This is a genomic window from Phyllobacterium sp. CCNWLW109 (genome assembly GCF_037203905.1).
In the GTDB taxonomy this organism is placed as follows: Bacteria; Pseudomonadota; Alphaproteobacteria; order Rhizobiales; family Rhizobiaceae; genus Phyllobacterium; species Phyllobacterium ifriqiyense.
In genome coordinates, this window is the sequence record NZ_JBBCBK010000003.1 from 282,429 (window position 1) to 306,358 (window position 23,930).

The 23,930-nt window shown below is 54.0% G+C and carries 27 protein-coding genes; 10 read left to right on the top strand and 17 right to left on the bottom strand.

All coding sequences use genetic code 11. The features are described from left to right. Window positions 1–104 precede the first annotated feature (104 nt). Window positions 105–1,412 carry a nicotinate phosphoribosyltransferase gene (gene pncB, locus V9K92_RS11855; protein ID WP_115054635.1) on the top strand — a complete coding sequence of 436 codons (1,308 nt, stop codon included), beginning with the start codon at window positions 105–107 and terminating at the stop codon, window positions 1,410–1,412. 73 nt (window positions 1,413–1,485) lie between these two features. Here pncB and V9K92_RS11860 read toward each other — a convergent pair whose 3' ends face one another. Beyond that, window positions 1,486–1,731: a DUF1150 family protein gene (locus V9K92_RS11860; protein WP_115054634.1), complete on the bottom strand. Its 246-nt coding sequence runs from the start codon at window positions 1,729–1,731 to the stop codon at window positions 1,486–1,488. Between the two features lie 55 nt (window positions 1,732–1,786). After that, a complete protein-coding gene (locus V9K92_RS11865) occupies window positions 1,787–2,209 on the bottom strand; it encodes an Hsp20 family protein (protein WP_115054633.1) in 423 nt (140 codons plus the stop codon). Between the two features lie 133 nt (window positions 2,210–2,342). On the opposite strand from V9K92_RS11865, the gene V9K92_RS11870 reads away from it, so the two are divergent. Continuing rightward, window positions 2,343–3,281 (top strand): nucleoside hydrolase, encoded by a 939-nt coding sequence (locus tag V9K92_RS11870; protein ID WP_337354071.1) that lies wholly within the window; start codon window positions 2,343–2,345, stop codon window positions 3,279–3,281. A gap of 1 nt (window position 3,282) precedes the next feature. Here the strand turns inward: V9K92_RS11870 and V9K92_RS11875 are convergent, their stop codons facing one another. From V9K92_RS11875 to cysG, 7 genes are read right to left on the bottom strand one after another with little or no spacing between them, the layout of a single operon-like run. Continuing rightward, a complete protein-coding gene (locus V9K92_RS11875) occupies window positions 3,283–3,627 on the bottom strand; it encodes a 2Fe-2S iron-sulfur cluster-binding protein (RefSeq protein WP_307281840.1) in 345 nt (114 codons plus the stop codon). Next, entirely contained in the window at window positions 3,628–4,656 is a 1,029-nt protein-coding gene (locus tag V9K92_RS11880) for an NAD(P)/FAD-dependent oxidoreductase (protein WP_307281838.1), read from the bottom strand. 39 nt (window positions 4,657–4,695) lie between these two features. Next, entirely contained in the window at window positions 4,696–5,223 is a 528-nt protein-coding gene (locus V9K92_RS11885) for a DUF934 domain-containing protein (protein ID WP_443094470.1), read from the bottom strand. Window positions 5,224–5,228: 5 nt separating this feature from the next. Further along, the gene (locus V9K92_RS11890; protein WP_115054628.1) at window positions 5,229–5,984 is read right to left on the bottom strand and encodes a phosphoadenylyl-sulfate reductase; all 756 of its coding nucleotides are present in this window, start codon (window positions 5,982–5,984) and stop codon (window positions 5,229–5,231) included. Further along, entirely contained in the window at window positions 5,974–7,644 is a 1,671-nt protein-coding gene (locus V9K92_RS11895) for a nitrite/sulfite reductase (protein WP_115054627.1), read from the bottom strand. Before V9K92_RS11895 ends, V9K92_RS11890 begins: the two co-directional genes overlap by 11 nt. A gap of 20 nt (window positions 7,645–7,664) precedes the next feature. Further along, window positions 7,665–7,979 carry a DUF2849 domain-containing protein gene (locus V9K92_RS11900; RefSeq protein ID WP_115054809.1) on the bottom strand — a complete coding sequence of 105 codons (315 nt, stop codon included), beginning with the start codon at window positions 7,977–7,979 and terminating at the stop codon, window positions 7,665–7,667. Between the two features lie 18 nt (window positions 7,980–7,997). After that, window positions 7,998–9,458: a siroheme synthase CysG gene (gene cysG / locus V9K92_RS11905; RefSeq protein WP_337354073.1), complete on the bottom strand. Its 1,461-nt coding sequence runs from the start codon at window positions 9,456–9,458 to the stop codon at window positions 7,998–8,000. Window positions 9,459–9,806: 348 nt separating this feature from the next. On the opposite strand from cysG, the gene V9K92_RS11910 reads away from it, so the two are divergent. After that, window positions 9,807–10,205, top strand: coding sequence for a VOC family protein (locus V9K92_RS11910; RefSeq protein ID WP_115054625.1), 399 nt, complete (start codon window positions 9,807–9,809; stop codon window positions 10,203–10,205). A 3-nt stretch (window positions 10,206–10,208) separates the two neighbouring features. Here V9K92_RS11910 and V9K92_RS11915 read toward each other — a convergent pair whose 3' ends face one another. Genes V9K92_RS11915 through rph form a run of 6 tightly spaced genes read right to left on the bottom strand, consistent with a single transcriptional unit; the run spans window position 10,209 to window position 14,443 of the window. Further along, entirely contained in the window at window positions 10,209–10,574 is a 366-nt protein-coding gene (locus tag V9K92_RS11915; protein ID WP_336440239.1) for a YraN family protein, read from the bottom strand. Between the two features lie 8 nt (window positions 10,575–10,582). Continuing rightward, entirely contained in the window at window positions 10,583–11,446 is an 864-nt protein-coding gene (gene rsmI, locus V9K92_RS11920) for a 16S rRNA (cytidine(1402)-2'-O)-methyltransferase (protein ID WP_440808464.1), read from the bottom strand. A gap of 54 nt (window positions 11,447–11,500) precedes the next feature. Continuing rightward, entirely contained in the window at window positions 11,501–12,667 is a 1,167-nt protein-coding gene (gene hemW, locus V9K92_RS11925; RefSeq protein WP_337354075.1) for a radical SAM family heme chaperone HemW, read from the bottom strand. Beyond that, complete coding sequence (gene rdgB, locus V9K92_RS11930; RefSeq protein WP_337354076.1) at window positions 12,664–13,311, bottom strand: RdgB/HAM1 family non-canonical purine NTP pyrophosphatase; 648 nt, start codon at window positions 13,309–13,311, stop codon at window positions 12,664–12,666. The genes hemW and rdgB overlap by 4 nt, the downstream gene beginning before the upstream one ends. Then, the gene (locus V9K92_RS11935; protein ID WP_115054807.1) at window positions 13,308–13,715 is read right to left on the bottom strand and encodes a VOC family protein; all 408 of its coding nucleotides are present in this window, start codon (window positions 13,713–13,715) and stop codon (window positions 13,308–13,310) included. The genes rdgB and V9K92_RS11935 overlap by 4 nt, the downstream gene beginning before the upstream one ends. 11 nt (window positions 13,716–13,726) lie before the next feature. Further along, window positions 13,727–14,443, bottom strand: a complete 717-nt coding sequence (gene rph / locus V9K92_RS11940; protein ID WP_337354077.1) for a ribonuclease PH — start codon at window positions 14,441–14,443, stop codon at window positions 13,727–13,729. A 124-nt stretch (window positions 14,444–14,567) separates the two neighbouring features. Between rph and hrcA the strand changes: the two genes are divergently transcribed. The 3 genes from hrcA (at window position 14,568) to V9K92_RS11955 (ending at window position 17,187) form a co-directional block, all read left to right on the top strand. After that, a complete protein-coding gene (hrcA, locus tag V9K92_RS11945) occupies window positions 14,568–15,635 on the top strand; it encodes a heat-inducible transcriptional repressor HrcA (RefSeq protein WP_307281808.1) in 1,068 nt (355 codons plus the stop codon). Window positions 15,636–15,711: 76 nt separating this feature from the next. Continuing rightward, window positions 15,712–16,425 (top strand): nucleotide exchange factor GrpE, encoded by a 714-nt coding sequence (grpE, locus tag V9K92_RS11950; RefSeq protein ID WP_115054619.1) that lies wholly within the window; start codon window positions 15,712–15,714, stop codon window positions 16,423–16,425. Between the two features lie 108 nt (window positions 16,426–16,533). After that, window positions 16,534–17,187, top strand: coding sequence for a trimeric intracellular cation channel family protein (locus V9K92_RS11955; RefSeq protein WP_115054618.1), 654 nt, complete (start codon window positions 16,534–16,536; stop codon window positions 17,185–17,187). Between the two features lie 2 nt (window positions 17,188–17,189). On the opposite strand, the gene V9K92_RS11960 is transcribed toward V9K92_RS11955, so the two are convergent. Continuing rightward, the gene (locus V9K92_RS11960) at window positions 17,190–18,182 is read right to left on the bottom strand and encodes an adenosine kinase (RefSeq protein ID WP_337354078.1); all 993 of its coding nucleotides are present in this window, start codon (window positions 18,180–18,182) and stop codon (window positions 17,190–17,192) included. 173 nt (window positions 18,183–18,355) lie between these two features. On the opposite strand from V9K92_RS11960, the gene V9K92_RS11965 reads away from it, so the two are divergent. After that, complete coding sequence (locus V9K92_RS11965; protein WP_337354079.1) at window positions 18,356–19,072, top strand: sulfate transporter family protein; 717 nt, start codon at window positions 18,356–18,358, stop codon at window positions 19,070–19,072. Here the strand turns inward: V9K92_RS11965 and nth are convergent. Beyond that, window positions 19,069–19,827, bottom strand: a complete 759-nt coding sequence (nth, locus tag V9K92_RS11970) for an endonuclease III (protein ID WP_115054615.1) — start codon at window positions 19,825–19,827, stop codon at window positions 19,069–19,071. The genes V9K92_RS11965 and nth overlap by 4 nt on opposite strands. Window positions 19,828–19,849: 22 nt before the next feature. On the opposite strand from nth, the gene V9K92_RS11975 reads away from it, so the two are divergent. From V9K92_RS11975 to V9K92_RS11985, 3 genes are all read left to right on the top strand, one after another. After that, entirely contained in the window at window positions 19,850–20,356 is a 507-nt protein-coding gene (locus V9K92_RS11975) for a DUF2244 domain-containing protein (protein ID WP_115054614.1), read from the top strand. 76 nt (window positions 20,357–20,432) lie between these two features. Further along, a complete protein-coding gene (locus V9K92_RS11980; protein WP_337354080.1) occupies window positions 20,433–21,332 on the top strand; it encodes a bifunctional helix-turn-helix domain-containing protein/methylated-DNA--[protein]-cysteine S-methyltransferase in 900 nt (299 codons plus the stop codon). 97 nt (window positions 21,333–21,429) lie between these two features. Continuing rightward, the gene (locus V9K92_RS11985) at window positions 21,430–23,925 is read left to right on the top strand and encodes a heavy metal translocating P-type ATPase (protein ID WP_337354081.1); all 2,496 of its coding nucleotides are present in this window, start codon (window positions 21,430–21,432) and stop codon (window positions 23,923–23,925) included. Window positions 23,926–23,930 lie beyond the last annotated feature (5 nt).

Consider the following 23,930-nt stretch of genomic DNA (forward strand, 5'->3'; position numbering starts at 1 on the left):
CAAATCAACTTTGCCCGTGAAATGAAGTTTCTCCGTCGCTCTTCTTGATGAGTGGGGTCTGCCGTGCAACATGGCGGGCGACATATTCGTAAGGATAGCATTCGATGGCGACCAAAACCGATATAGCGCGGCGTGTTTTCAACCATACGTGGAAATTGGACCCCATCGTCCGCAGCCTGCTCGACACGGATTTTTACAAACTCCTGATGCTTCAGATGATTTGGGGCGTTTATCCCAAAGTGGATGCCACCTTCACGCTCATCAACCGCACCACTAAAGTGCGGCTGAGTGACGAGATTGACGAGCAGGAATTACGCGAACAGCTTGATCACGCGCGGGAAGTGCGTTTCACAAAGAAAGAGATGATCTGGCTCGGCGGTAACACGTTCTACGGCAAGCGCCAGATATTCGAGCCGGATTTCCTAAGTTGGCTGGCAAATTTCCAACTACCCGAATATGAGCTGATCAAGCGCGATGGCCAATATGAACTCAATTTTCACGGGCCGTGGATGTACACCACCATGTGGGAAATTCCCGCGCTTACAATCATCAACGAATTGCGCTCCCGCGCAGCGATGAAGCGTTTGGGGCGGTTTGAGCTTGATGTGCTTTATGCCCGTGCGAAGGCCAAAATGTGGACTAAGGTCGAGCGCTTGCAAGCTCTCCCCGACATCAGAATTTCCGATTTCGGCACCCGACGCCGCCACTCATTTCTGTGGCAGCGCTGGTGTGTTGAAGCATTGAAGGAAGGCATTGGCGCTTCATTTACCGGCACGAGTAATGTGTTGATGGCGATGGATAATGATCTGGAAGCGCTTGGAACAAACGCTCACGAACTACCGATGGTTCTGGCAGCACTGAGTAAAACCAAAGAAGAACTCCTGGCATCGCCCTATAAGGTGCTTCAGGACTGGAACCGCTATTATGGCGGTAATCTTTTGATAGTACTTCCCGACGCCTTCGGTACAGCGGCGTTTCTGCGCGATGCGCCGGATTGGGTTGCAGACTGGACGGGCTTTCGACCCGATAGCGCGCCGCCCATTGAAGGCGGCGAGAAAATCCTTGCTTGGTGGAAAGCCAAGGGTAAGGACCCGCGCGAAAAATTGCTGGTGTTTTCCGATGGGCTTGACGTCGATACGATTGAGGAAACCTATCGCCACTTCGATGGGAAAGTGCGTATGAGCTTCGGCTGGGGCACCAATCTCACCAATGATTTCGAAGATTGTGCGCCACGGTTCAACGACCAGTTAAATGCGATTTCGCTGGTGTGCAAAGTCAGCTACGCCAATGGCCGCCCGGCTGTAAAGCTTTCGGATAATCCCAAGAAAGCCACTGGCGAGCCTGCGGAAATAAAACGATATCTGGAGATTTTTGGCGCGGAAGATCGCGTGGAGCAGACCGTAAAAGTCTGACCCACGCGATCGATTGGCTTTGCAAGCTGGGCTAGGAAACCGGCGCCCACTTTTCCTGAGCTTGCTTTTACAATTACTGCAGCATCACCGTGCGCAATTCATGCTCCTGCGCGCCGACAAGAACGTTTTCGCGTTCATCGGAAAGCACAATAGGATCTCCATTGGCTGCAAAGAGCGCCCAAAGCTCAACACCAGGCGCCATCGGCGGAAGAGCCGGAAAGCTGGTGGCGAGATCATCGGTCTTTACCTTGCGCAGATAAGCTACCTGACCGGCGCCGAGACGGGAGAATTCAAGTTCGGTAAAAGGATTCGTTTGCATTATAGCCTCCTTATTTGGACAGTCTCTGGTGAGCCCTGTCCTGTTAGAGCCCTGATCAGTCTTCGACCGCAATATTGATGCGCTTGACCAATCGTTCAGGTTCCGGCCGGTCGAGGTCGATCGACAGTAGCCCATTCTTCAAAGTGGCATTGCTGACCCGCATTCCATCGGCAAGAACAAATATGCGCTGGAACTGGCGGGCCGCGATGCCGCGATGCAAATATTCGCGCGTTTCTTCATCGGTCTGGCGACCGCGAATAATCAGCTGGTTATCTTCAGTGGTAACTTCGAGATCGTCGCTGGAAAATCCCGCCACGGCGAGAATAATACGCAACTGCTCACGATCGTTATTGCAACGGATACGCTCGATATTATATGGCGGGTAGCCGTCGCCGGATTTGGCGATACGCTCCAACGTCTTTTCCATCGAATCGAATCCAAGCAGCAATGGGCTTGAAAAAGGTGTCATTCGTGTCATCCAAGCAGTCCTTTAGTAAAGCGACCTAAAGCAAAACCCGTAATTCAACAGCATTTCGCTCCTGTACTCAGATATGGTCTATCGACCTTGAGACTTCAAGAGAGTGCGGCATATAGATGAGAGAAACCGACAAATGGCACGTAAAATCATAATCGATACAGATCCGGGGCAGGACGACGCTCTCGCGATTCTTTTGGCTTTTGCCAGCCCGGAACTGGATGTGCTGGGTATTACAGCCGTTGCCGGCAATGTGCCGCTTGCCTTGACCGAAGTGAATGCGCGTAAAATCTCCGAATTGGCCGGGCGCTCCGATACGCGTGTCTTTGCCGGTGCGGATCGTCCGTTGATGCGCCCCTTGATCACGGCCGAACATGTTCACGGCAAGACCGGCCTCGATGGTCCCGACCTGCCTGAACCGTCCATGCCTTTGCAGGATCAGCATGCGGTCGATTTCATTATCGAGACTTTACTCAGTGAACCGGCGGGAACTGTCACGCTTTGCGTGCTTGGACCACTTACCAATATCGCCCATGTTCTGTTGCGCGCGCCAGAACTTGCACCGAGGATCAAGGAAATCGTCCTGATGGGCGGTGGCTTTTTTGAGGGTGGCAACATAACGCCGACTGCCGAGTTCAATATCTATGTCGACCCACAGGCTGCGCAAATCGTGTTGCAGTCAGGCGTTCCAATTGTAATTCTGCCGTTGGATGTGACACACCAGGCCCTGACCACTGCCAAACGCATCGATCGGTTCCGCGCTTTGGGCACCAGATGCGGCGACGCATCAGTCGCCCTGCTTGAGTTTTTTGAACGTTTCGACGAAGAAAAATATGGCAGCGATGGCGGACCTTTGCATGATCCCAATGTGATCGCCTATTTGCTCAAGCCGGAGCTCTATACGGGGCGTCACTGCAATGTCGAAGTGGATGCAGCTAACGAATTGACGTTCGGCATGACGGTGGTTGACTGGTGGGGGATTACTGACCGCCCGAAGAATGCTTTTTACATTCGGAAGGTGGATTCTGATGGCTTCTTCGAGCTTTTGACCACCCGCATAGCAACGCTGCCATAAATCAGGCTGCAACGCTGTCCTTCTGAGTGCCTGGAGCGAGAGTAATCTCCAGGCCATTCAGTTCTTCCGTCATGATCAGCTGGCATGAGAGGCGGGAGTTCTCCTCGACGTGAAATGTCACGTCGAGCTGATCGATTTCTTCATCCAGCGGGGCAAAAAGCTTCTCAGTCCATTCCTCCTCGACATAGCAATGGCAGGTGCCGCAAGCAGCAGCGCCGCCGCATTCCGCCTTGATGTCGAGGCCCCAATCCCGAATGACTTCCATGACACGGAAGCCCTCCAAGGCCTCCAGCGTATGACGTTCGCCCTTCTGATCGGTGACGTGGATGTAAAGAGAATCAGACACTCAAGCTGCTTTCAGTTTCTTCTGGAGGGATGTTGAGGACGTCGTATACTGGAAAACGATACGTTCGCCAGGGGCCACGATCCGTTTTGCTGCATGGGACATCAAAGCCGCCTCATGGAAACCTGACAGGATAAGCTTCAGCTTTCCCGGATAGGTATTGATGTCGCCAATCGCGAAAATACCGGGCTCCGATGTCTCGAACTTCTCCGTATCGACCGCAATCAGGTTTTGGTCGAGGTTCAAACCCCAATCTGCGATTGGACCTAGCTTCATTGTCAGGCCAAAAAATGGCAGCAAACGGCTGGCCTCGATAATTTCTTCGCCGGCTTCGCCGCCCTTCAGCAGCACCTTTGATATCTGGCCATCCGCGCCCTCAAGGCTACCAAGTTGCCCCATGCGGAATTTTACACGGCCTTCTTTTTCAAGCGCCCACATCTTGTTGACACTGTCGGGAGCGGCACGGAATTCCGGGCGGCGATGCACCAGCGTGACGGACTTGGCAACGGGCTCAAGATTTAATGTCCAATCAAGCGCAGAATCGCCACCGCCAACAATGACAACGTCATGGCCGCGGAAAGCCTCGATCTTGCGAACGGCATAGTGAACGCTGACGCCTTCATAATGTTCGATTTCTGGCACAGGAGGACGCTTGGGCTGGAACGAACCGCCACCGGCTGCGATGACAATGACCTTGGTCAGGAAAACTTCATCCGCATCGGTTTCCACACGGAACCGGCCATCCTCCAAACGTGTGAGCGCGGTCACCATCGTCGAAAAATGGAACTGCGGATCGAACGGCGCAATTTGCTTCAGCAGATTATCGGTCAGATCCTGCCCTGTCACTTCCGGCAGACCCGGAATGTCATAAATCGGCTTTTCCGGATAGAGTTCGGCGCATTGGCCGCCCGGACGATCAAGAATATCGATGACATGGGCGCGCAGGTCCAAAAGGCCAAGCTCGAATACGGCAAAGAGGCCAACAGGACCGGCACCGACGATAACGACATCTGTTTCAATAAGTTCTGACATATAAGTGCTTTCCAACAAACCGAATTGAATTTTATTGTTTCAGGCGCCCGGAACCCGGCGCCAGCTATAGGCGCCCGGTACGGTGTGCGAACCTCTACCGGGCTGATAATAGCCGGGTGCATCATGCAGATTGTGCTCCGCAAGGCGTGTCAGCGTTACGACATGTGTAACCTTCATCGTATCGAAACCGGTACGCAACATGTAGGCGACCTGATCGATCAGTACATCGCCCACCGCACGCAGCTCTCCCTTGAACTGATGTTGGTTTTTCAAAATGTCCGCCTTCGAATAAGAGCGGCCATCGTTGAAAGCCGGAAACTGCAGCGCAATAAGCGGTATTGTATCCAGCAATGGCAGAAGAGGGTCGATGCTTTCGCCCGGCGCGACCGATACCCCGATCTTGCGGTTAGTATTGTTGCGGATGCTCTCATCCAGGCCCAGCCATGCAGCCAGAGGAAGAATTACAGCCGGCGCATCACCTGTTTCTTCGAGTGTCTCAGCGGCAATGTAAGGATCTTCACGAAATCCTTCGCGACCCCAAAGTTCACCAGCTACGCTTTCAGAAATGTCACTCATAGGCTCGAATCCGTCAGGGAAATATTGCTCAATTGATCGGTAAGTCCCGTCAGGTGGATACCGCATTCTGTTTTGTCGCTTCCAGCCCACCGACCGGAACGCGCATCTTCACCTTCTTTCACCGGCTGCGTGCAGGGCATGCAGCCGATCGAACGATAGCCTTCTGCCACCAGCGGATGCGCAGGCAAGTGGTGCGCGACCATATAGTTTTGCAGATCAGCCGATGTCCATTGGGCCAGCGGGTTGATGCGAATACGCTCACCCACCGATTCAAACACGGGTAATGCATTACGCGTCGATGCCTGAAACTGTTTGCGACCGGTCATCCATGCGCGATAAGGAGCAACGGCCCGGGCCATCGGCTCCACTTTACGGATATAGCAGCAGCGATCCTTATTGGTCATCGACATGGCGCCATAGGGATCCTCATCCTTGAGCGTCTGCTGCAAGGGATGAATGTCATGAACATCTGTCATGCCCAATTCGCCAACAAGCTCGTCACGATAACGCAAGGTTGCCGGAAAATGTTTGCCCGTTTCCAGAAATAGAACCGGCGTAGCACGATCCACCTGCGCGATCAGGTGCAGAAGCACCGAAGATTCGGCGCCAAATGATGACACGACAGCAATTTCTTCATTGAACAAATGATCTATCGCCAGCTCGATAATATCGGCCGGTTCGAGATTCCCATAGCGGGCCTGAAGCGCGCGCGCTTCGTCCGCCACGGTACGTTCATTTGTCTCAAGCAGCATTTGCAGTCTCGTTATAAAGCGCGTCCTTGAACGGTGCAGCGCCCAGACGGCGATAGGTTGCAAGGAAGTTTTCTTCCTTGTCCGTCCGCACCTGAAGATAGCGGTCAACTATGGTTTCCACCGCATCGACGATTTCTTCGGAAGAGAAGCCGCGACCGGTAATATCGCCAATCGTGCAAATCTCATCACCGGAGCCACCGAGCGAAATCTGATAAAGCTCTTCGCCCTTCTTCTCGACGCCGAGAATACCGATATGGCCGACATGGTGATGGCCGCAGGCATTGATGCAACCGGAAATCTTGATCTTGAGTTCACCAATATCCGCCTGACGTTCCGGCTGGCCGAAACGCTCTGAAATGCGCTGTGCCACCGGAATGGAACGGGCATTGGCCAAAGCGCAATAATCAAGGCCGGGGCAAGCGATGATATCCGTGATCAGTCCGGCATTGGCTGTTGCTAGGCCATCGGTCAGCAGCAGATCATAAACAATGCGCAGATCAGCAATGGCGACGTGCGGCAGAACGAGATTCTGTTCATGGCTGACGCGGATCTCATCATTCGAGAACTTCTCGGCGATATCTGCCACCAGATCCATCTGCGCGTCTGTTGCGTCACCTGGAATACCACCAATCGGCTTCAAGGAGATTGTGACGACCCCGTAGTCCGGATTCTTGTGCGGCGTTACATTTTGATCGACCCAGCGCGCAAAGGAAGGATCGGCCTTACGCGAGATCGCAAGCTGCGACCAGCCTTCGGGACGCTGCGGCAGGTTTGGCATACGGAAATAATTGTCGATGGCATCGACATCCTGCTGCGGCATCTTCAAGTCGGTATCCTTGATTGCCTGCCATTCAGCCTCGACCTGACGGGTAATTTCCTCGGTGCCGGTTTCATGCACTAGGATTTTAATACGTGCCTTGTATTTGTTATCGCGGCGGCCATGCAGATTATACACACGCACGATTGCAGTCGTGTAGGTCAGCAAATCCTCAATTGGCAGGAAGTCCCTGATCTTCTTGGCTACCATCGGCGTGCGGCCCTGACCGCCGCCAATATAGACCGCAAAGCCGAGTTCGCCGGCTTCATTCTTCTTCAGATGAAGCCCGATATCATGGACCTGAATGGCTGCGCGATCCCGATCAGCACCAGTGACTGCGATCTTGAACTTACGCGGCAGATAGGAAAATTCCGGATGCATTGACGACCATTGACGAAGAATCTCCGCATAGGGACGCGGATCGGCAACTTCATCAGCGGCGGCACCGGCAAAATGATCGGCTGTGACATTGCGGATGCAATTGCCCGATGTCTGCAAAGCATGCATTTCGACAGAGGCCAATTCATCAAGCACCGCTGGCATATCGCTCAAAGCCGGCCAATTATACTGGATATTCTGTCGTGTGGTGAAATGGCCATAACCGCGATCATAACGGCGCGCAATATGCGCCAATTTATGCATCTGCCGACCTGACAATGTGCCATAGGGGATCGCAACACGCAGCATATAGGCATGCAGCTGAAGATAGACACCATTCATCAAACGCAGCGGGCGGAACTGCTCTTCAGTCAGCTCGCCAGCAAGACGCCGCTCAACCTGATCCTTGAACTGCTCGACGCGGGCAGAGACAAACGCGTGATCAAACTCATCGTAACGATACATTCTATGCGGACCTTCAGAAATTAGGCGGCGTTGGCGCTGGTTTTCTCGGCTTGCTTGCCAAGATCAAGACGGATTGTCGGGCCGAGCTGGCGGATACGTTCGCGCAGGCGTAGCGGATATAGGTTTGTACCGCGTTCCTCAACATCAATGACATTAACGTCGATGACGAGATTGGACTTTATCGCGGCTTTACCGGCTTCCTCAAGCGCTGCCACAGCCTCGGCATGACGTGCGACAAGGGCACCATCAATATGGTCGAGCCACTCACCATTGGCACCAAGCCAAACTGCTTCGCCATCGGTCAGGCGGTTCGCTGTTAAAACTTTGACACTCATGATCATCATCCTTGCGGTTCAGACAGCTTGCGCTGCCATGTGGCGCTCAGCCACGAAATCTTCAAACTTTGTCTTCGTTGCAGAAAGCGGTTCTGCCAGATGAATGGCGGCACCGGCGACAGCATCGCCAATAACAACCATGACCGGCCCTTCCAGATCGCTGCGCTGTTCAAGTGCTGGCAGATCTTTCAATGTCCCGTGGAACATGCGACGTTCCGCACGTCCGGCATTTTCAATCACAGCAACGCCGGTATCCGCATGAAGGCCAGCCTCAATCAGGCGATTGGCAACGGAAGCGGCAACACTTCGGCCCATATAAACGGCGATGGTTGCACCGGAAATAGCCAGGCGTGCCCAATCCGGCAGTATATCGCCCGTCATATCGTGGCCAGTGGTAAAGACCAGCGAGGATGCAACGCCGCGCAATGTGAGCGGAAGCTGCATATCTGCTGCGGCAGCGAAGGCAGATGTAATACCAGGGACAATCTCAAAGGAGATACCGGCATCGCGCAAAGCGGCCATTTCTTCGCCAGCACGTCCATAAACCAGCGGATCACCAGATTTCAATCGAACGACGCGCTTGCCTTCGCGGCCAAGCGTTACAAGAAGATCATTGATCTCGCTTTGGCCCTTGGAATGGCAACCCTTGCGCTTGCCCACAGACAGTCTCGTGGCATCGCGGCGGCCCATGGCAACAACAGCCTCCGGCACCAGCGCATCATAAACAATCACATCAGCTTCCATCAGGACGCGGTGCGCACGCAAGGTCAGCAAATCCTCAACGCCCGGACCCGCCCCAACCAACCAGACATAGCCTTTGGGAGAACCCTGATTTTCGAGCAGATTTGCGGCAGCGTCATGGGCTCCGATCAGATCATTCTTATAAACATTGCTTGCTACATCGCCCGAAAAGAATGAGCGCCAGAAAATGCGCCGCGACAGTCCCTTTTTCACCAGTCGTTCAACGGCAGGCCGGTAGGCATTGGCGAGACGGGCCAGATCCCCGAGACGCGGGGAGAAAGCCGCATCAATGCGCGCACGGATGAGCTGGGTCAGTACAGGGCCCGTACCCTCAGAGCCTATGGCAATGGCGATAGGCGCGCGATTGACAATGGCAGGTGTGTAGAAGTCACACAGATCAGGACGGTCAACGACATTAACAGGAATATTCTGGCGGCGCGCTTCATCGGCAATGGCAATATCCTGACCCTCATCGCCAGTGGCGACAAAGACCAGCTTTGCGCCGGTCAAATGCTTGGGAGCAAATTTTTCTACAATATGGTCGCAATTGCCGCTCCGCAAAAAGGCGACAAGTTCTGGTTCCGGTTCGGCAGCGACTATGCGGATGGTGGCACTGGTTTGTGTCAGAAGGCGGGCCTTGTTCAAGGCCTCTTCCCCATTGCCTATAACCACAAGCACCTCGTTCCGAACACGGAAGAAGGCTGGAAAGACAGATAGCTGGTTGGAACGAATAGGCATGAATCGTGGGTATCCCAATGGCTGTGGGAATTATCCGATATCAATGACCTGATTATAAGAAACAGAAATGCGCCGTTTCACGCGCAGGAGCATATAATTTCTGAAAAACCGAAGGTAATCGGATTCTCTTTCTGCGCCATACATAGTTGCACCTCCCCTCGCTCCATAAAAGGAGGTGGGAAAGGCCAAAGGAACGCAGCCGCAAATGAACGGCGCTCGATACACGACCATTCTTATCGGGTTTAAATTCGATTGCAAGTTGTTTTTTATTTTTTCATGACTGTCGGGATCTCGCAATTCTATTCGTCATTCGGAAGTGAGTTATCAAACAGAGAGGATTTTATCCCGATGCGTATGATTTTCGTAAACCTGCCGATCAAGAATCTTGCTGCTTCAAAAGCCTTTTTTGCGGCTTTGGGGTTTAGCTTCAATCCGGACTTCTCTGACGAGAAAACAACCTGCATGATTATCGAAGAGAATATTTTTGCAATGTTGATGGAAGAAGACCGCTTCAAGGACTTCATCAATAACGGCATTAGCGACGCAACGAAATCTCAGGAAGTGCTTATTGCGCTTTCGGCAGCAAGCAAGGAAGAAGTCGATGAGACTTTTGCAAAGGCGATTGCTGCGGGAGGCAAGGAATGGAAGCCAAAGCAAGACTATGAAGGCTTCATGTATGGATGCAGCTTTCAGGATATTGACGGCCATGTCTGGGAAATCGTCCACATGGTGCCGCAAGCCCAATGATGCTCAGGCGGTAAATATAGCCGGAACATGAACGGGCCAACGCCAAGGCAAGATCGCAACCAGATCAAAGCGAAGCGAAAGGCGGTCATGATCCGGCTGACGGGCCAGCCATTGGTCAGCGGCAGCCTCTATTCGGCGCATGGCGAGCGGATTGACCGAATCCATCGCCTGCTGAAGCGTACGCCGCGCTTTGACCTCAATGATGAGGACAATATTGCCGCGTCGCGCAATCAGATCGATTTCTCCGAGCTTCGTGCGATAGCGGCGATCCACAATCCGATAGCCTTTCAGAACCACAGCAAATGCAGCGAGGCGTTCGGCAGAGTGGCCGCGACGGTAAGCTTTATGACGCTTGTCCTTCGCGCCCATCGGCATTCCTACTTCATCGCCAGCAAACGTTGGTAAAGCTCGCCTTTTGGGCGGCCTGTCATGCGGGAGGCTTCCCCCGCCGCCTTTGCAGGCGACATTTCCTGACTGAGGGCTTTCAGCAATGCGTCAATATCCTCATCGCTGCGCGCCACATGTTCATCTTGCCGTGGTGGTCCGATCACCAGAACAACCTCACCGCGAATACGGTCTTCACCATCGAACTCCGCAGCAAGTTCTTTTAAAGGCAATGTAGTCACCGTCTCATATGCCTTGGTCAACTCGCGGCAGAGCGAGCCTTGGCGCTCAGGTCCGAAAGTCTCAACCATATCGGCCAGGGTCGCTGCGGCGCGATTGGGCGATTCGAAGAACACCAGCGCGGCATCCAATGTCTTCAACTGTTCCAGCTTTGCCCGGCGCTGGCCCTGTTTGGAGGAAAGGAATCCGGCAAAGTAAAACGCATCCTTGAACAGGCCAGAAGCAGTCAAGGCTGCAAGGACAGAGGATGCGCCAGGGATTGGCACGACACGAATGCCAGCCGCTTTGGCTTCAGGAACAAGCCGCCCGCCTGGGTCTGAAACCAGCGGCGTACCGGCATCGGAAATGAGCGCAACGCTCTTTCCGGCAAGGAGTGCCTCGATAATTTTGGGCCCTGCCATCTCGGCATTGTGCTCGTGATAGGCGTAGGGACGGCGGGAAATACCATAGCGATCAAGCAGGACGCGGCTGACGCGCGTGTCCTCGCAAGCGATAATGTCGGCTGCCGCCAAGGTCTCAATACCGCGAAGGGTCATGTCGCCAAGATTGCCTATGGGTGTCGCCACGATGTAGAGCGCAGGCTCAAGAGGCCGCGCACGATAGGACGAACTGCCAATCTGGTAGCTCCGGTCCTTTTCATCAGATTGGTGGGCCTCAGACACGCTTTATCCTCAAGCTGCGAGATCAGCGATAACGGCATTGAGCACGATAGCGCCTTCGGGTGTTGTGCGGATGCGACTATTACCGATATATTCGATAAGCCCCTGTTCCGCCAAAGAGATTACACGGCTTTCCTTGACACCATGGCCGGTCAGGCGCTCATAACGGGAAAGATCAATACCCTCTACCAGACGCAGGCCCATCAGCAGAAACTCGTCTCCCTCCTGCTCGCCCGTCAGAAACTCTTCTTCGACAATGCCATGACCATCCGCCTCGACCTTCTGCATCCATGTTTCAGGATGACGCTCGGTGATGGTTACAGCACGCGTACCATTTTCGATAAACCGCCCATGGGCGCCCGGACCAACTCCAACATATTCACCATAGCGCCAATAAACGAGATTATGCTGGGATTCTGCGCCCGGCGCGGCATGGTTTGAAATCTCATAGGCTGGCAGACCATGTTTTGCAGTGACTTCTTGCGTTTCAGCATAAAGTGCCGCCGCGTGGTCGCCGTCGGGCGTTATCAGTTTTCCTGCCTTCCATAGATTGTAGAAAGGCGTGCCCTCTTCAATTGTCAGCTGGTAAAGCGACAGATGATCTGCCGCATAGGAAATTGCTTTGGCAAGCTCGTCCCGCCACGCTTCGATGGTCTGGTCCGGTCTTGCATAGATGAGATCAAATGAGAGCCTTGGAAAAATCTCCCGCGCAAGCTTGATCGCAACCAGCGCTTCGTCAACATTATGCATGCGGCCAAGACGACGCAGATCAGGATCATTCAGCGCCTGAACCCCCAAGGACACCCGATTGACACCAGCCGCGCGATAGCCACGAAAACGATCCGCCTCAACGCTGGTTGGATTAGCCTCCAGCGTAATTTCAATATCGTCCGGCACATGCCAGTTGCGCGCGATCTCGTTCAGGACAGAGGCTACGGTTTCCGGCTGCATCAATGATGGTGTGCCACCACCCAAAAATATGCTGGAGACTTTGCGCTGGCCCGTACGATCGCGCATGGTTGCCATTTCGCGGCCAAATGCCGCTGCAAAGCGTGGCTGGTCGACAGCTTGATGCCGGACATGCGAGTTGAAATCGCAATAGGGGCATTTCGCCATACAAAAGGGCCAGTGGACATAGATCCCGAAGCCGGATTCGGACCTATGGTCGCTATGACTCATGCAACGTCCAGACAATCTTTGGCAAATAGCTGAAAGGCGCGGGCACGGTGGGAGAGCGCCAATTCATCGCCGGGTTTCCAGCCATGTTTTTGTTCTGCGGTCATTTCACCGAATGTTGTGTCGTAGCCTTCCGGCCTGAAAACGGGATCGAAGCCGAAGCCAGCTGTGCCACGCGGCGGCCAGACGATTTCGCCTTCCACTTCACCACGATAGTAATTTGCCTCACCATCCGGCCAAGCAAGGCAAATAACGGAAACAAATCGGCCACCCCGTTCTTCGGACTTGGCTACGCCCGCATCCTGCAGCGCGGTTTCGACCCTTTGCATGCCATGTGCAAAGTCGCGCTTGCCATCGGGTAATTCAGCCCAATTGGCCGTGTAGACGCCTGGATTGCCGCCCAAAGCATCGACGCACAGGCCTGAATCGTCAGAAAGCGCCACAAGCCCCGTGGCTTTGGCCGCAGCAAAGGCCTTGATATAGGCATTCTCTTCAAAGGTCGTGCCTGTCTCATCCGGCTCGGGCAGACCTAGCTCTGCGGCAGAGACGACCTCAAAACCAAAAGGACCAAGCAGATCAATCATTTCGTTGATCTTACCCTGATTGTGGCTGGCAACCAGCAGCTTGCCCTTTTCGAGTGTTCTCATTTCAGATTCCATAATTTTGGTTCGGCGAACTCGACCGAATTACCGGCGGGGTCACGAAAATAAAGCGAATGTGCGCCGCTTGGCCAATCGAATTCGCTTTCGATGGCAATGCCATGTTTCTCAAGATGGGATTTCCATGCAGCAATTTCATCCCGTGTGGCGCGAAAACACACATGACCCGGACCTTCTGCCCCATGCTTTGGGATAGGCAGCCCACCAGCAGGCCGCTCTTGCAACTTTTCCACGTTGAAAACAATGAGCACACCAGCCCCGCAGACGAAGAATGCAGATTCTTCCCCTGCCCGCAAAATGCACTCAAGCCCGAGAACGCCACTATAGAACTGCGCCGCGGCCTCGACGTCATCAACATAAAGCGCTGTTTCCAGAATTGATGATGGCTGCATGGTCATTACCCTTAGCTAACGGCCATTTTTTGCAGTGAAACCAGCCGCGTAATGCCATTACGGGCCAAATCCATCAGCGCCAGCAATTCTTCCTGCGAGAACGGTTCACCTTCGGCAGTACCCTGCACCTCAACAATACCGCCATTGCCGGTCATGACAAAATTGGCGTCAGTCTGTGCCGTGGAATCTTCCAGATAATCGAGATCGATGACGGGCGTACCGTTGGAAATACCGCATGATATCGCAGCAACATGGTCTTTCAGCACCTTTTCCACCTTTAGCATCTGGCGCGTCTCCATCCAGCGCAAGCATTCATGCAAGGCAACCCAGCCGCCGGTGATTGCCGCAGTTCGCGTGCCGCCATCAGCCTGAATCACATCGCAATCAACCGTAATCTGCACTTCGCCCAGCGCCTGCAGATCAATGACTGCACGCAAGGAACGCGCGATCAGCCGCTGAATCTCAAGCGTGCGGCCGCCCTGTTTACCCGAAGATGCCTCTCGGCGCATGCGATCACCAGTCGAACGGGGCAGCATGCCATATTCCGCTGTCACCCAGCCCTTGCCGGTATTACGCATCCAACCCGGTACTTTTTCCTCAAGGCTGGCTGTGCACAAAACATGGGTATCGCCAAATTTAACCAGGCACGAGCCCTCGGCATGTTTTGAAATGCCGCGCTCAAAGGAAATGGCGCGCATTTCGTCGGGGGCTCGTTTGGAGTGACGCATGGATAGACCTCTTGTTGATAAGCTTTCCGCCTTTTAACCGCGATGATGTTATGAAGCAAAGGCTTTGATGATTGCTCTAACAATGCTTATATCTATGGCACAGTCATGAGATAGATGAGGCATAATGAACAAAGCAGTCGCCCCGGAAGCACTCCAATCGCTCGATCAGAGATCACGCGATATTTTCCGGCGCATCGTCGAAAGTTATCTAGGCGACGGTGAACCTGTCGGATCGAGAAACCTGTCCCGCATATTGCCCGTCGCCTTGTCGCCGGCAACGATCCGCAATGTGATGAGCGATCTTGAACATCTCGGTCTCGTTTATGCGCCGCATATTTCCGCAGGACGCCTGCCCACACAGCTTGGGCTGCGCTTTTTCGTGGATGCCTTCATGGAGGTCGGCGATCTTTCATCTTCCGAACGCAATTCCATTGAGGCGCAGGTTCGTGCCGGTGATGCGCAGACCGCCGAGAACGTACTGACACAGGCCAGCCAGATCCTGTCCGGCATGTCGCGCGGCGCGGGCCTTGTGCTCGCGACGAAGGTGGAAGGCGCGTTGAAACACATCGAATTTGTGCGGCTGGAACCAACCAAAGCCCTGGCGGTTCTCGTGACGCAGAATGGCGATGTGGAAAACCGTGTCATTGACCTGCCAATCGGTGTCACGCCCTCACAACTGATCGAAGCATCCAACTTTCTCAATGCGCATATTCAGGGGCGTACCATTACCGAGGCAAGGCAGGAAATCGCCCGCCTGAAGGATGAGACGCAACAGGCTCTCGATAGTCTTTCGCAGCATCTGGTGCAGCAGGGTCTGGCTGTCTGGGGTGGTGACGGAGCTGGCCAGCCGGCACGCCTGATTGTCCGGGGCCGGGGTAATCTACTCGATTCCATCCATGCCGAAGCTGATTTGGAACGCCTGCGGCATCTTTTCGATGATCTGGAAACCAAGGAAGGCACGCTGCAACTGCTCGATCTAGCCGAAGCCGGACCTGGTGTGCGTATTTTCATCGGTTCAGAAAACAAGCTGTTTTCGCTATCCGGGTCCTCTTTGGTAATTGCGCCCTATCGGGATTCCGAACAGCGTATCATCGGTGCGCTTGGTGTCATTGGTCCGACCCGGTTGAACTATGCCCGCATCGTACCGATGGTGGACTATACGGCACAACTTGTCTCAAGACTCTTGCGTTAGCGCGGTTTGCACTTGATTTTCGGACGCTAAACCTCGATATCCAGCGCAACTTACGAATATAGGACGGACTGGATAGATGACTGACGAAAAGAACAATCACGACACACCTGATCTCGATCAGCGCGATCTGAAAAATCCGCGTGATCGCGATGCGCTGAAACGCGCTGCCGATGATTTTCTGAAATCGCGCAAGGCAGAGGAATATGCTCTGGCCAATGAAGACGAAGTCGAGACAAATGCTCAAAACTGGGCCGAGCTGGACAAGCTGCGCGCGGAAAATGGCGACCTGAAAGATCAGCTTCTCCGCCTTGCCGCCGACATGGAAAATTTGCGCAAGCGCACCGCTCGTGACGTGCATGATGCGCGCAGCTATTCGGTTGCAAACTTTGCGCGCGATGTACTCTCGGTTTCAGACAATCTGAAGCGCGCGCTGGAGGCGATTCCCGCTGATGCGCTGGCGCAGGGGGATGCTGGCTTCAAGGCACTGGCAGAGGGTGTGGAAATTACCGAACGCTCGCTGATGTCGGCTCTGGAGCGCCACGGCGTCAAGAAGATTGAACCGCAGGGCCAAAAATTTGACCCGAATTTCCATCAGGCAATGTTTGAAATTCCCAATGCTGACGTACCGCATAATACAGTGTTGCAGGTAGCACAGTCCGGTTTCGTTATTGGCGACCGCATGCTGCGCCCGGCTCTGGTTGGCGTTTCCAAAGGTGGCCCCAAGCAGGCCGCGGCTGAAGGTCAACCTGAACCCGGCCCAATTAATCCACAAGCGGAAAAAGACGCCTGAGCCAATCTGAGTGATTGAAAGAGCCGCGTTCCCAAGGGACGCGGCTCTTTTCATTTTGGCCGCTGCGTGCTGTATCTTCCAGCCAGATAAATGCGCGGAGCACTGCCCATGACCATGATTCAGATATTCAATTATGCGGGCGTGTTTGTGTTTGCTGCCACGGGCGCGCTTGCCGCTTCCCGGCGACAACTCGATATCATAGCCTTCATCTTTCTGGCTGCTGTTACCGGGATCGGCGGCGGCACGTTACGAGATCTAATTTTGGGCGTTCCAGTGTTTTGGGTTGAGGACCCGGGCAATTTGCTCGTCTGCATGGCAGCTGCCTTCATTGTCTATTTCTCGGCAAACTTACTGGAGTCGCGCTATCGCTTGCTGTTGTGGCTCGATGCGATGGGCCTTGCGGCCTATAGTGTTCTTGGTGCTGCCAAAGGACTGGCTCTGGGCTTCGATTCCACAATCGCAGTTGTAACGGGAATTTTGACCGCAACCTTTGGTGGTATATTGCGTGATATCGTTTCTGGCGAACCGTCGGTGCTCATGCGCCGCGAGATTTACGTCACGGCGGCATTGGCTGGCTCCAGCGCGTATACGCTTTTGTACAAACTCTCCGTTGCTCCCGAGATCGCAGCAGTTGCAGCCGCGCTCGCCGCTTTTGCCGTTCGCGGCGGAGCGCTATATTTCGGCTGGATATTACCCAACTATCACAAGCCCGGCCGCACCGATGAGGAACTCAAACGGGACGGATATATCCGCTCGGAATAGGTTTATAGCAACCCCGCCTGTTCAGCTGCCGTCTTCAGATTTTGTTGAGGGCGAGGACCGATCTGCTGGATTACGAGTCCAGCTGTCAGCGAGCCAAGTTTTGCACAGTCGGTCAATGACCGGCCGCTGGTATAACCAAACAGAAAGCCCGCAGCATAAAGATCACCTGCCCCGGTTGTATCAACCAGTTCTTCAATTGCTATTGCCGGAACTGAAACGGTTATATCCCCCGACACGACGACCGAGCCTCTTTCGGAGCGTGTGATCGCAGCCAGCTTGCAATCCTTGCGGATCAACTCCAAACCGGTTTCGAAATCATCGGTTTGGTACAATGATTTCAACTCGGCTTCATTGGCAAAGACTATGTCGACCGTGCCTGAACGCATCAAATCAAGAAATTCGTCACGATATCTGTCTACACAGAATGGATCCGAAAGCGTCATCGATACTTCGCGGCCATATTCGTGGGCGATTTTTGCGGAAAGCCGGATCGCTTCCTTCGCGCGGGGCGGGTCCCAAAGGTAGCCTTCGAAATAGGTTACCTTTGCTTCAGAAACTTTCGAGCTTTCGACATCTTCCGGTCCAAGCTCAATGCAGGCGCCGAGATAGGTATTCATCGAACGTTCGCCATCGGGCGTTACAAAGATCATGGATCTGGCCGTGGGGGGCGGCGCCTGTAACACGCGCGTGTCGAATGCTACGCCTTGCGAGCGGATATCATGGGTAAAAATATGGCCAAGCTGATCATCGGCAACCTTGCCAAAATAAGCAGCACGGCCTCCAAGGCTAGCGATGCCAGCGGCGGTATTGCCGGCACTTCCGCCCGAAGCTTCGATCGCGGGGCCCATACGCCCGTAGAGAAATTCCGCCCGCTCGGCATCAATGAGGTTCATTGCATTTTTGATGATGCCGTTCTTCACGATGAAATCGTCATCGGTGCGGGCAATGATATCGACAATAGCGTTGCCGATGCAAAGCACGTCATAGCTGGACATGAATTCTCCGGATTGCGAGGCCTTAGCGGCGATTACACCTTAAGTGAATATTCCGGAGCACTTGGTAGCGCGTCAGCAGCGGCTTTACCACCCCCTCCGTTGCATGTTGCCTTGTCATCAACCATTACCGAACCTATGTCCCCTATATAGGAACAACTGGAGCACGGAACGCCATGATACTCGAAAGCGCTCGCGCTGCTGCTGGGCATCTATTCAGGCCGGAGTTCCGCTCCGTGCTGTGGAAATCGATCGGACTGACAGTTCTGCTGCTTGCTGGGGTGTGGTTTGGCTTGCGCGAACTCTTTGAAATTCTGGCTTGGCCATTTGTTGACCAAATGATACCGGACCTGCCTTCCTGGGCTGGCTGGATCGGTTTTATCGCTGGGATTCTGGCAAGTCTGGGACTGGCTCTCGGACTGGCCTTGTTGATCGCGCCAGTGACCGCCATCGTTGCAGGCCTGTTTCTCGATGATGTTGCTGAAGTCGTGGAAAAAGAAGATTACCCGCTTGATCCCAAGGGAAAGCCTCTTCCGGCATTGCGCTCTTTTATTCTTTCGGCAAAGTTTCTGGGTGTCGTCATCGTTGGCAATTTCATTGCATTGCTTCTGCTGCTGATCCCTGGCGTCAACATCATCGCGTTCTTCATGGTGAACGGCTATTTGCTGGGCCGAGAATTCTTTGAATTTGCCGCCATGCGATTCCGGCCTGAAATGGAAGCAAAGGCTTTGCGCTCCAAACATTCGACCACGGTATTTCTGGCAGGATTGGTGATTGCAGCTTTCATGGCCATTCCGATTTTGAACCTGCTGACACCCTTGTTTGCAGCAGCAATGATGGTGCATCTGCACAAGGCCGTTGCACAGTCCGAGCCTCCTGCGGCGGTGAGTTAGAAAACCTGAGGCGGCAGAGGCACCAGGGGCGCGGGTATTTCCGACGTCTTTTCGGCGGCCTTGCAGATATCGGCGATGACACAGGCAGGGCATTCCGGTTTGCGGGCCTTGCAAGTGTATCGCCCGTGCAGAATAAGCCAGTGATGAGCATGATAAAGATATTCCGCAGGAATAATCTTCATCAGTTTGTCTTCCACCTGTTCAGGGGTTTTGCCGGGTGCCAGACCAAGGCGATTGCCTATGCGGAAAATATGGGTATCGACCGCCATCGTTGCCTGACCGAAAGCCATTGAAAGCACGACATTAGCGGTTTTGCGCCCTACACCCGGCAGCTTGACCAGTTCATCCCTGTCATTCGGAACAACACTGCCATATTTGGTGATCAGCGTTTGTGAGAGCGTAATGACGTTCTTTGCCTTGTTACGCCAAAGGCCTATTGTTCGGATATATTCGCCGACTTTTTCTTCGCCAAGCGCCAGCATCTTTTCAGGCGTATCGGCAATTTTGAACAGCGCACGCGTCGCCTTGTTTACACCGACATCCGTCGCTTGTGCCGAAAGCACCACAGCAACAAGCAGCGTAAAGGGATTGACGTGTTCAAGCTCCCCCTTTGGTTCTGGCCTCTGAACCGCAAACCGCCTGAAAATTTCATGGATTTCCGCTGCAGTATAGCTCGTACCAGCCACGCGGCGAGGCTTGGCTGATACAGGGCTACTCACGCTAATCTGATCAATTTTATGCTTGGGATTTTCCATTTGCCTTCTATACTTATACACCATGAGCCAAACAATCGACCCAATTGACGCTGGCGCCCACAACGAAGAAGAGATTTTTCGCGCTCTTCTGGTGCCGCACCGTTCGCTCGGAAAAATGGGGTTTCTCGTGGTTATGGGAGCGCTGGGGATCAGCAGCTTTGTAACCGGTATTTTCTTCCTGATGCTGGGCGCTTGGCCGGTATTCGGGTTTTTCGGTCTTGATGTTCTGCTCGTCTATATTGCGTTCCGTCTGAACTACCGGTCTGCGCGTGCACATGAGGAAGTGAGCATTTCGCGCATTGCTTTGCAGGTCCGTCAGGTTGCGCCATCAGGGCGGAGCAAGTTGCATGAGTTCAACCCCTTCTGGACAAGGTTCCTCGTGTCTCGTCACTCGGAGATTGGTATTACATCGATGCGGGTCGAGAGTCGTGGTAAAGCTTTGACTATAGGCTCATTCCTTAATCCGGATGATCGCGAAAGCTTTGCTTCCGCTTTTCAAAGGGCGCTGGCGACCGCCAAAAGCCGGTAGTGCAGAGCGTGCAAGAATCGGGTGGCGGCAAAGGCTTATCAATGGTCATATAGCCTCAACAACGAGGTACAGAACCATGAAACCACAGGCCATACTTCAAAAGGACATTACGCCGAAGGGTGATGATTACGCCATTGTGAGCCATATCATAGAGCGCATCAGCAAGGATTATCGTGACCAGCCTTCGCTTGAGACACTGGCGCGCGACACTGGCCTCTCACCAACGGGACTGCAAAAGCTTTTCACGCGATGGGCAGGTCTGTCGCCAAAGGGTTTTTTGCAGGCAGTGACTATCGACCATGCGCGACGCCTGCTCGATGACGGGATGCCTCTGCTGGAAACAGCGTATGAAACCGGCCTTTCAGGACCAGGTCGCCTGCATGATCTGTTCGTAACCCATGAAGGCATGTCGCCCGGTGATTACAAATCGCGCGGTGCAGGACTTACCATCCGTTACGGTTTCCTCATCTCACCCTTTGGTCAGGCTCTGATCATGGTGACCGAAAGGGGATTGGCCGGTCTGGCCTTTGCCGATCCTGGCAAGGAACGGGATGCTCTCGCCGATATGTCTTCGCGCTGGCCCAACGCCACTTATGTGGAAGACCTTGCCGCGACGGCTCCATATGCGGCACGTGTTTTCAATCCGTCAGAATGGCGCGCCGACAAACCCCTAAAGGTCGTAACCATCGGTACGGACTTTCAACTTCGCGTTTGGGAAGCGCTGTTAAAGATTCCCATGGGCAAATGCGTTGCCTATTCTGACATTGCTGCCGATATCGGATCACCCAAAGCATCGCGCGCCGTTGGCGCAGCGGTAGGAGCCAATCCGGTTTCCTTCGTCGTGCCTTGCCATCAGGCAGTGGGGAAATCCGGAGCTTTGACGGGTTATCATTGGGGCCTTACCCGCAAGCGGGCAATTCTTGGCTGGGAGGCAGGGCAGCTTGGCACCGGAGAAGAGATAAGCCAAGCAGGATGACGAATTAAGCAATTCCCAGTCATCCTGCCCTTGACCTTCCAGTTACTGGAAAGATTATCTTTGATGCACTATCTGGTTTCTAACCGAAAGCTGCATCATGAAACACGATCATAGCCATCATCATAATCACTCCTGCTGCGGAGGATCTCAGCCTCCATTGGATGCGGTTATACGCGATCCCGTTTGCGGAATGATTGTGGACCCGAATGCTGGCAAACTGTCGGCCACGCATGGCGGACGGGTGTTTCATTTCTGCTCCGCATCTTGCCATGCAAAATTCACAAAAGAGCCGGCAAACTATCTTGAAGCCACAGACCCTGTTTGCGGTATGAAGGTCGACCGCGCCAGCGCCAAACATTTTCTGCGGCATGAGGGCGAGAAATATTATTTCTGCTCAGCCAGCTGCATGGCGAAGTTTGAAAAGGCCCCGCAAGATTATCTTGGTGACCGCCCTGCGCCGAAGCCAATGCCTGCCGGAACGCAATATACCTGCCCTATGCATCCGGAAATCATCAGCGATGTTCCCGGCTCTTGCCCGCTTTGTGGAATGGCTCTGGAGCCAATGGGAATACCGACGGGTGATGAGGGACCCAATCCCGAACTTGTCGACTTTACCAAGCGCTTCTGGATCAGTGCGCTTTGTTCAGTGCCGCTTTTGCTCATGACAATGGGACCAATGCTCGGACTGCCCTTGCGTTCGTGGATTGGAGAGGAACTTGCGATCTGGCTGGAATTTGCTTTAGCAACGCCAGTCGTCCTTTGGGCGGCAATCCCCTTCTTCGAACGCGCCTGGTCGTCCTTCGTCCATCGCAGCCCGAACATGTGGACGCTTATCGCCATTGGCGTTGGTGCGGCCTATGCGTTCAGTGTCGTTGCAACATTTCTGCCGGATATTTTTCCCCATTCCTTCCGCATGCATGGCGGTTCGGTGCCGGTTTACTTTGAAGCGGCAGCGGTTATCGTTACGCTTGTTTTCCTTGGTCAAATTCTTGAGTTAAAGGCGCGCGAGCGAACCGGCTCGGCGATCCGTGCCCTGCTTGACCTTGCGCCAAAGACTGCCAGACGCCTTGCCAAGGATGGCACGGAAACAGATGTCCCGCTGGATGACGTGATGGTGGGTGATCGTCTTCGTGTTCGCCCCGGCGAAAGCGTGCCGGTGGATGGCATTGTTGTTGAGGGCCGTTCGTCAATTGACGAATCCATGCTGACCGGCGAACCGCTTCCAGTTGAAAAGAACGTCGAGGACACTGTCACAGGCGGCACGCTCAATCGGAATGGCACTTTGCTGATCACGGCGGAAAAGGTGGGGGCGGATACTGTTCTGTCCCAGATCGTTGGCATGGTCGCGTCGGCACAGCGCTCGCGTGCGCCGATTCAGGGCATGGCAGACCGTGTCGCCAGTTACTTCGTTCCTGCCGTGGTTGTTGTTGCTCTCGTCGCATTCGCTGTCTGGGCTCTCATCGGACCAGAACCTGGCATGATCTATGGCCTCGTTGCAGCCGTTTCGGTGCTTATCATAGCCTGTCCCTGTGCGCTTGGGCTGGCAACGCCAATGTCAATTATGACTGCCACAGGGCGCGGTGCCCAGGCCGGCGTTCTCATCAAAGACGCAGAAGCGCTTGAACGCTTTGCCAATGTTGACACGCTCATTGTCGATAAAACCGGAACACTGACGGAGGGGAAACCGAAATTGACGGATATTGTAACCGTCGGTGGCATTTCCGAAAATGATTTGCTCGGCTTTGCGGCAAGCCTTGAAAAGGGCTCCGAGCATCCTTTAGCCGAAGCCATTATTGAAGGTGCAAAAGCACGAAATCTGACGGTTCAGAACGCGGCTGACTTCAATGCTGTCACTGGCAAAGGCATATCGGGCAAAATCGGCACCAACAGTGTTGCGCTTGGGAACCTTGCCATGATGCAGGATATCGGTGTCGATATCGCTGCCCTTACCCAACAGGCTGATGCCCTGAGAGCAGCGGGCAAAAGCGCGCTCTTTATTGCCGTCGACGGCAAGGCCGCTGGTATTCTTGCGGTCGCCGATCCCATCAAATCAACGACCATCGAGGCCATACGAAAACTGCATGACGCAGGACTTCGCATCATTATGGCGACGGGCGATAACAAGGTGACAGCGCTGGCGGTCGCCAAAGAGCTAGGCATTGATGAGGTTCGCGCCGATATGCTGCCCGAGACCAAAAAACAGTTAATCGACGAATTGCATGCCAAGGGATCGAAGGTCGCCATGGCGGGTGATGGCGTGAATGATTCTCCTGCGCTGGCAGCCGCCGATGTTGGCATCGCAATGGGAACCGGAGCAGATGTCGCAATGCAAAGCGCCGGAATAACCTTGGTAAAAGGAGATCTTAACGGTATCGTTCGCGCCCGGACGCTGGCTACGTCCACCATTCGCAATATCAAGCAAAACCTGTTTTTCGCCTTCATCTACAATGTGCTTGGCGTACCTGTAGCGGCCGGCGTGCTCTATCCGGTTTTCGGCCTCCTATTATCGCCGATGCTCGCTGCCGCAGCGATGAGTCTTTCCTCTGTTTCCGTAATCGCCAATGCGTTGCGGTTACGCACTATCAAACTGTGAGGTTT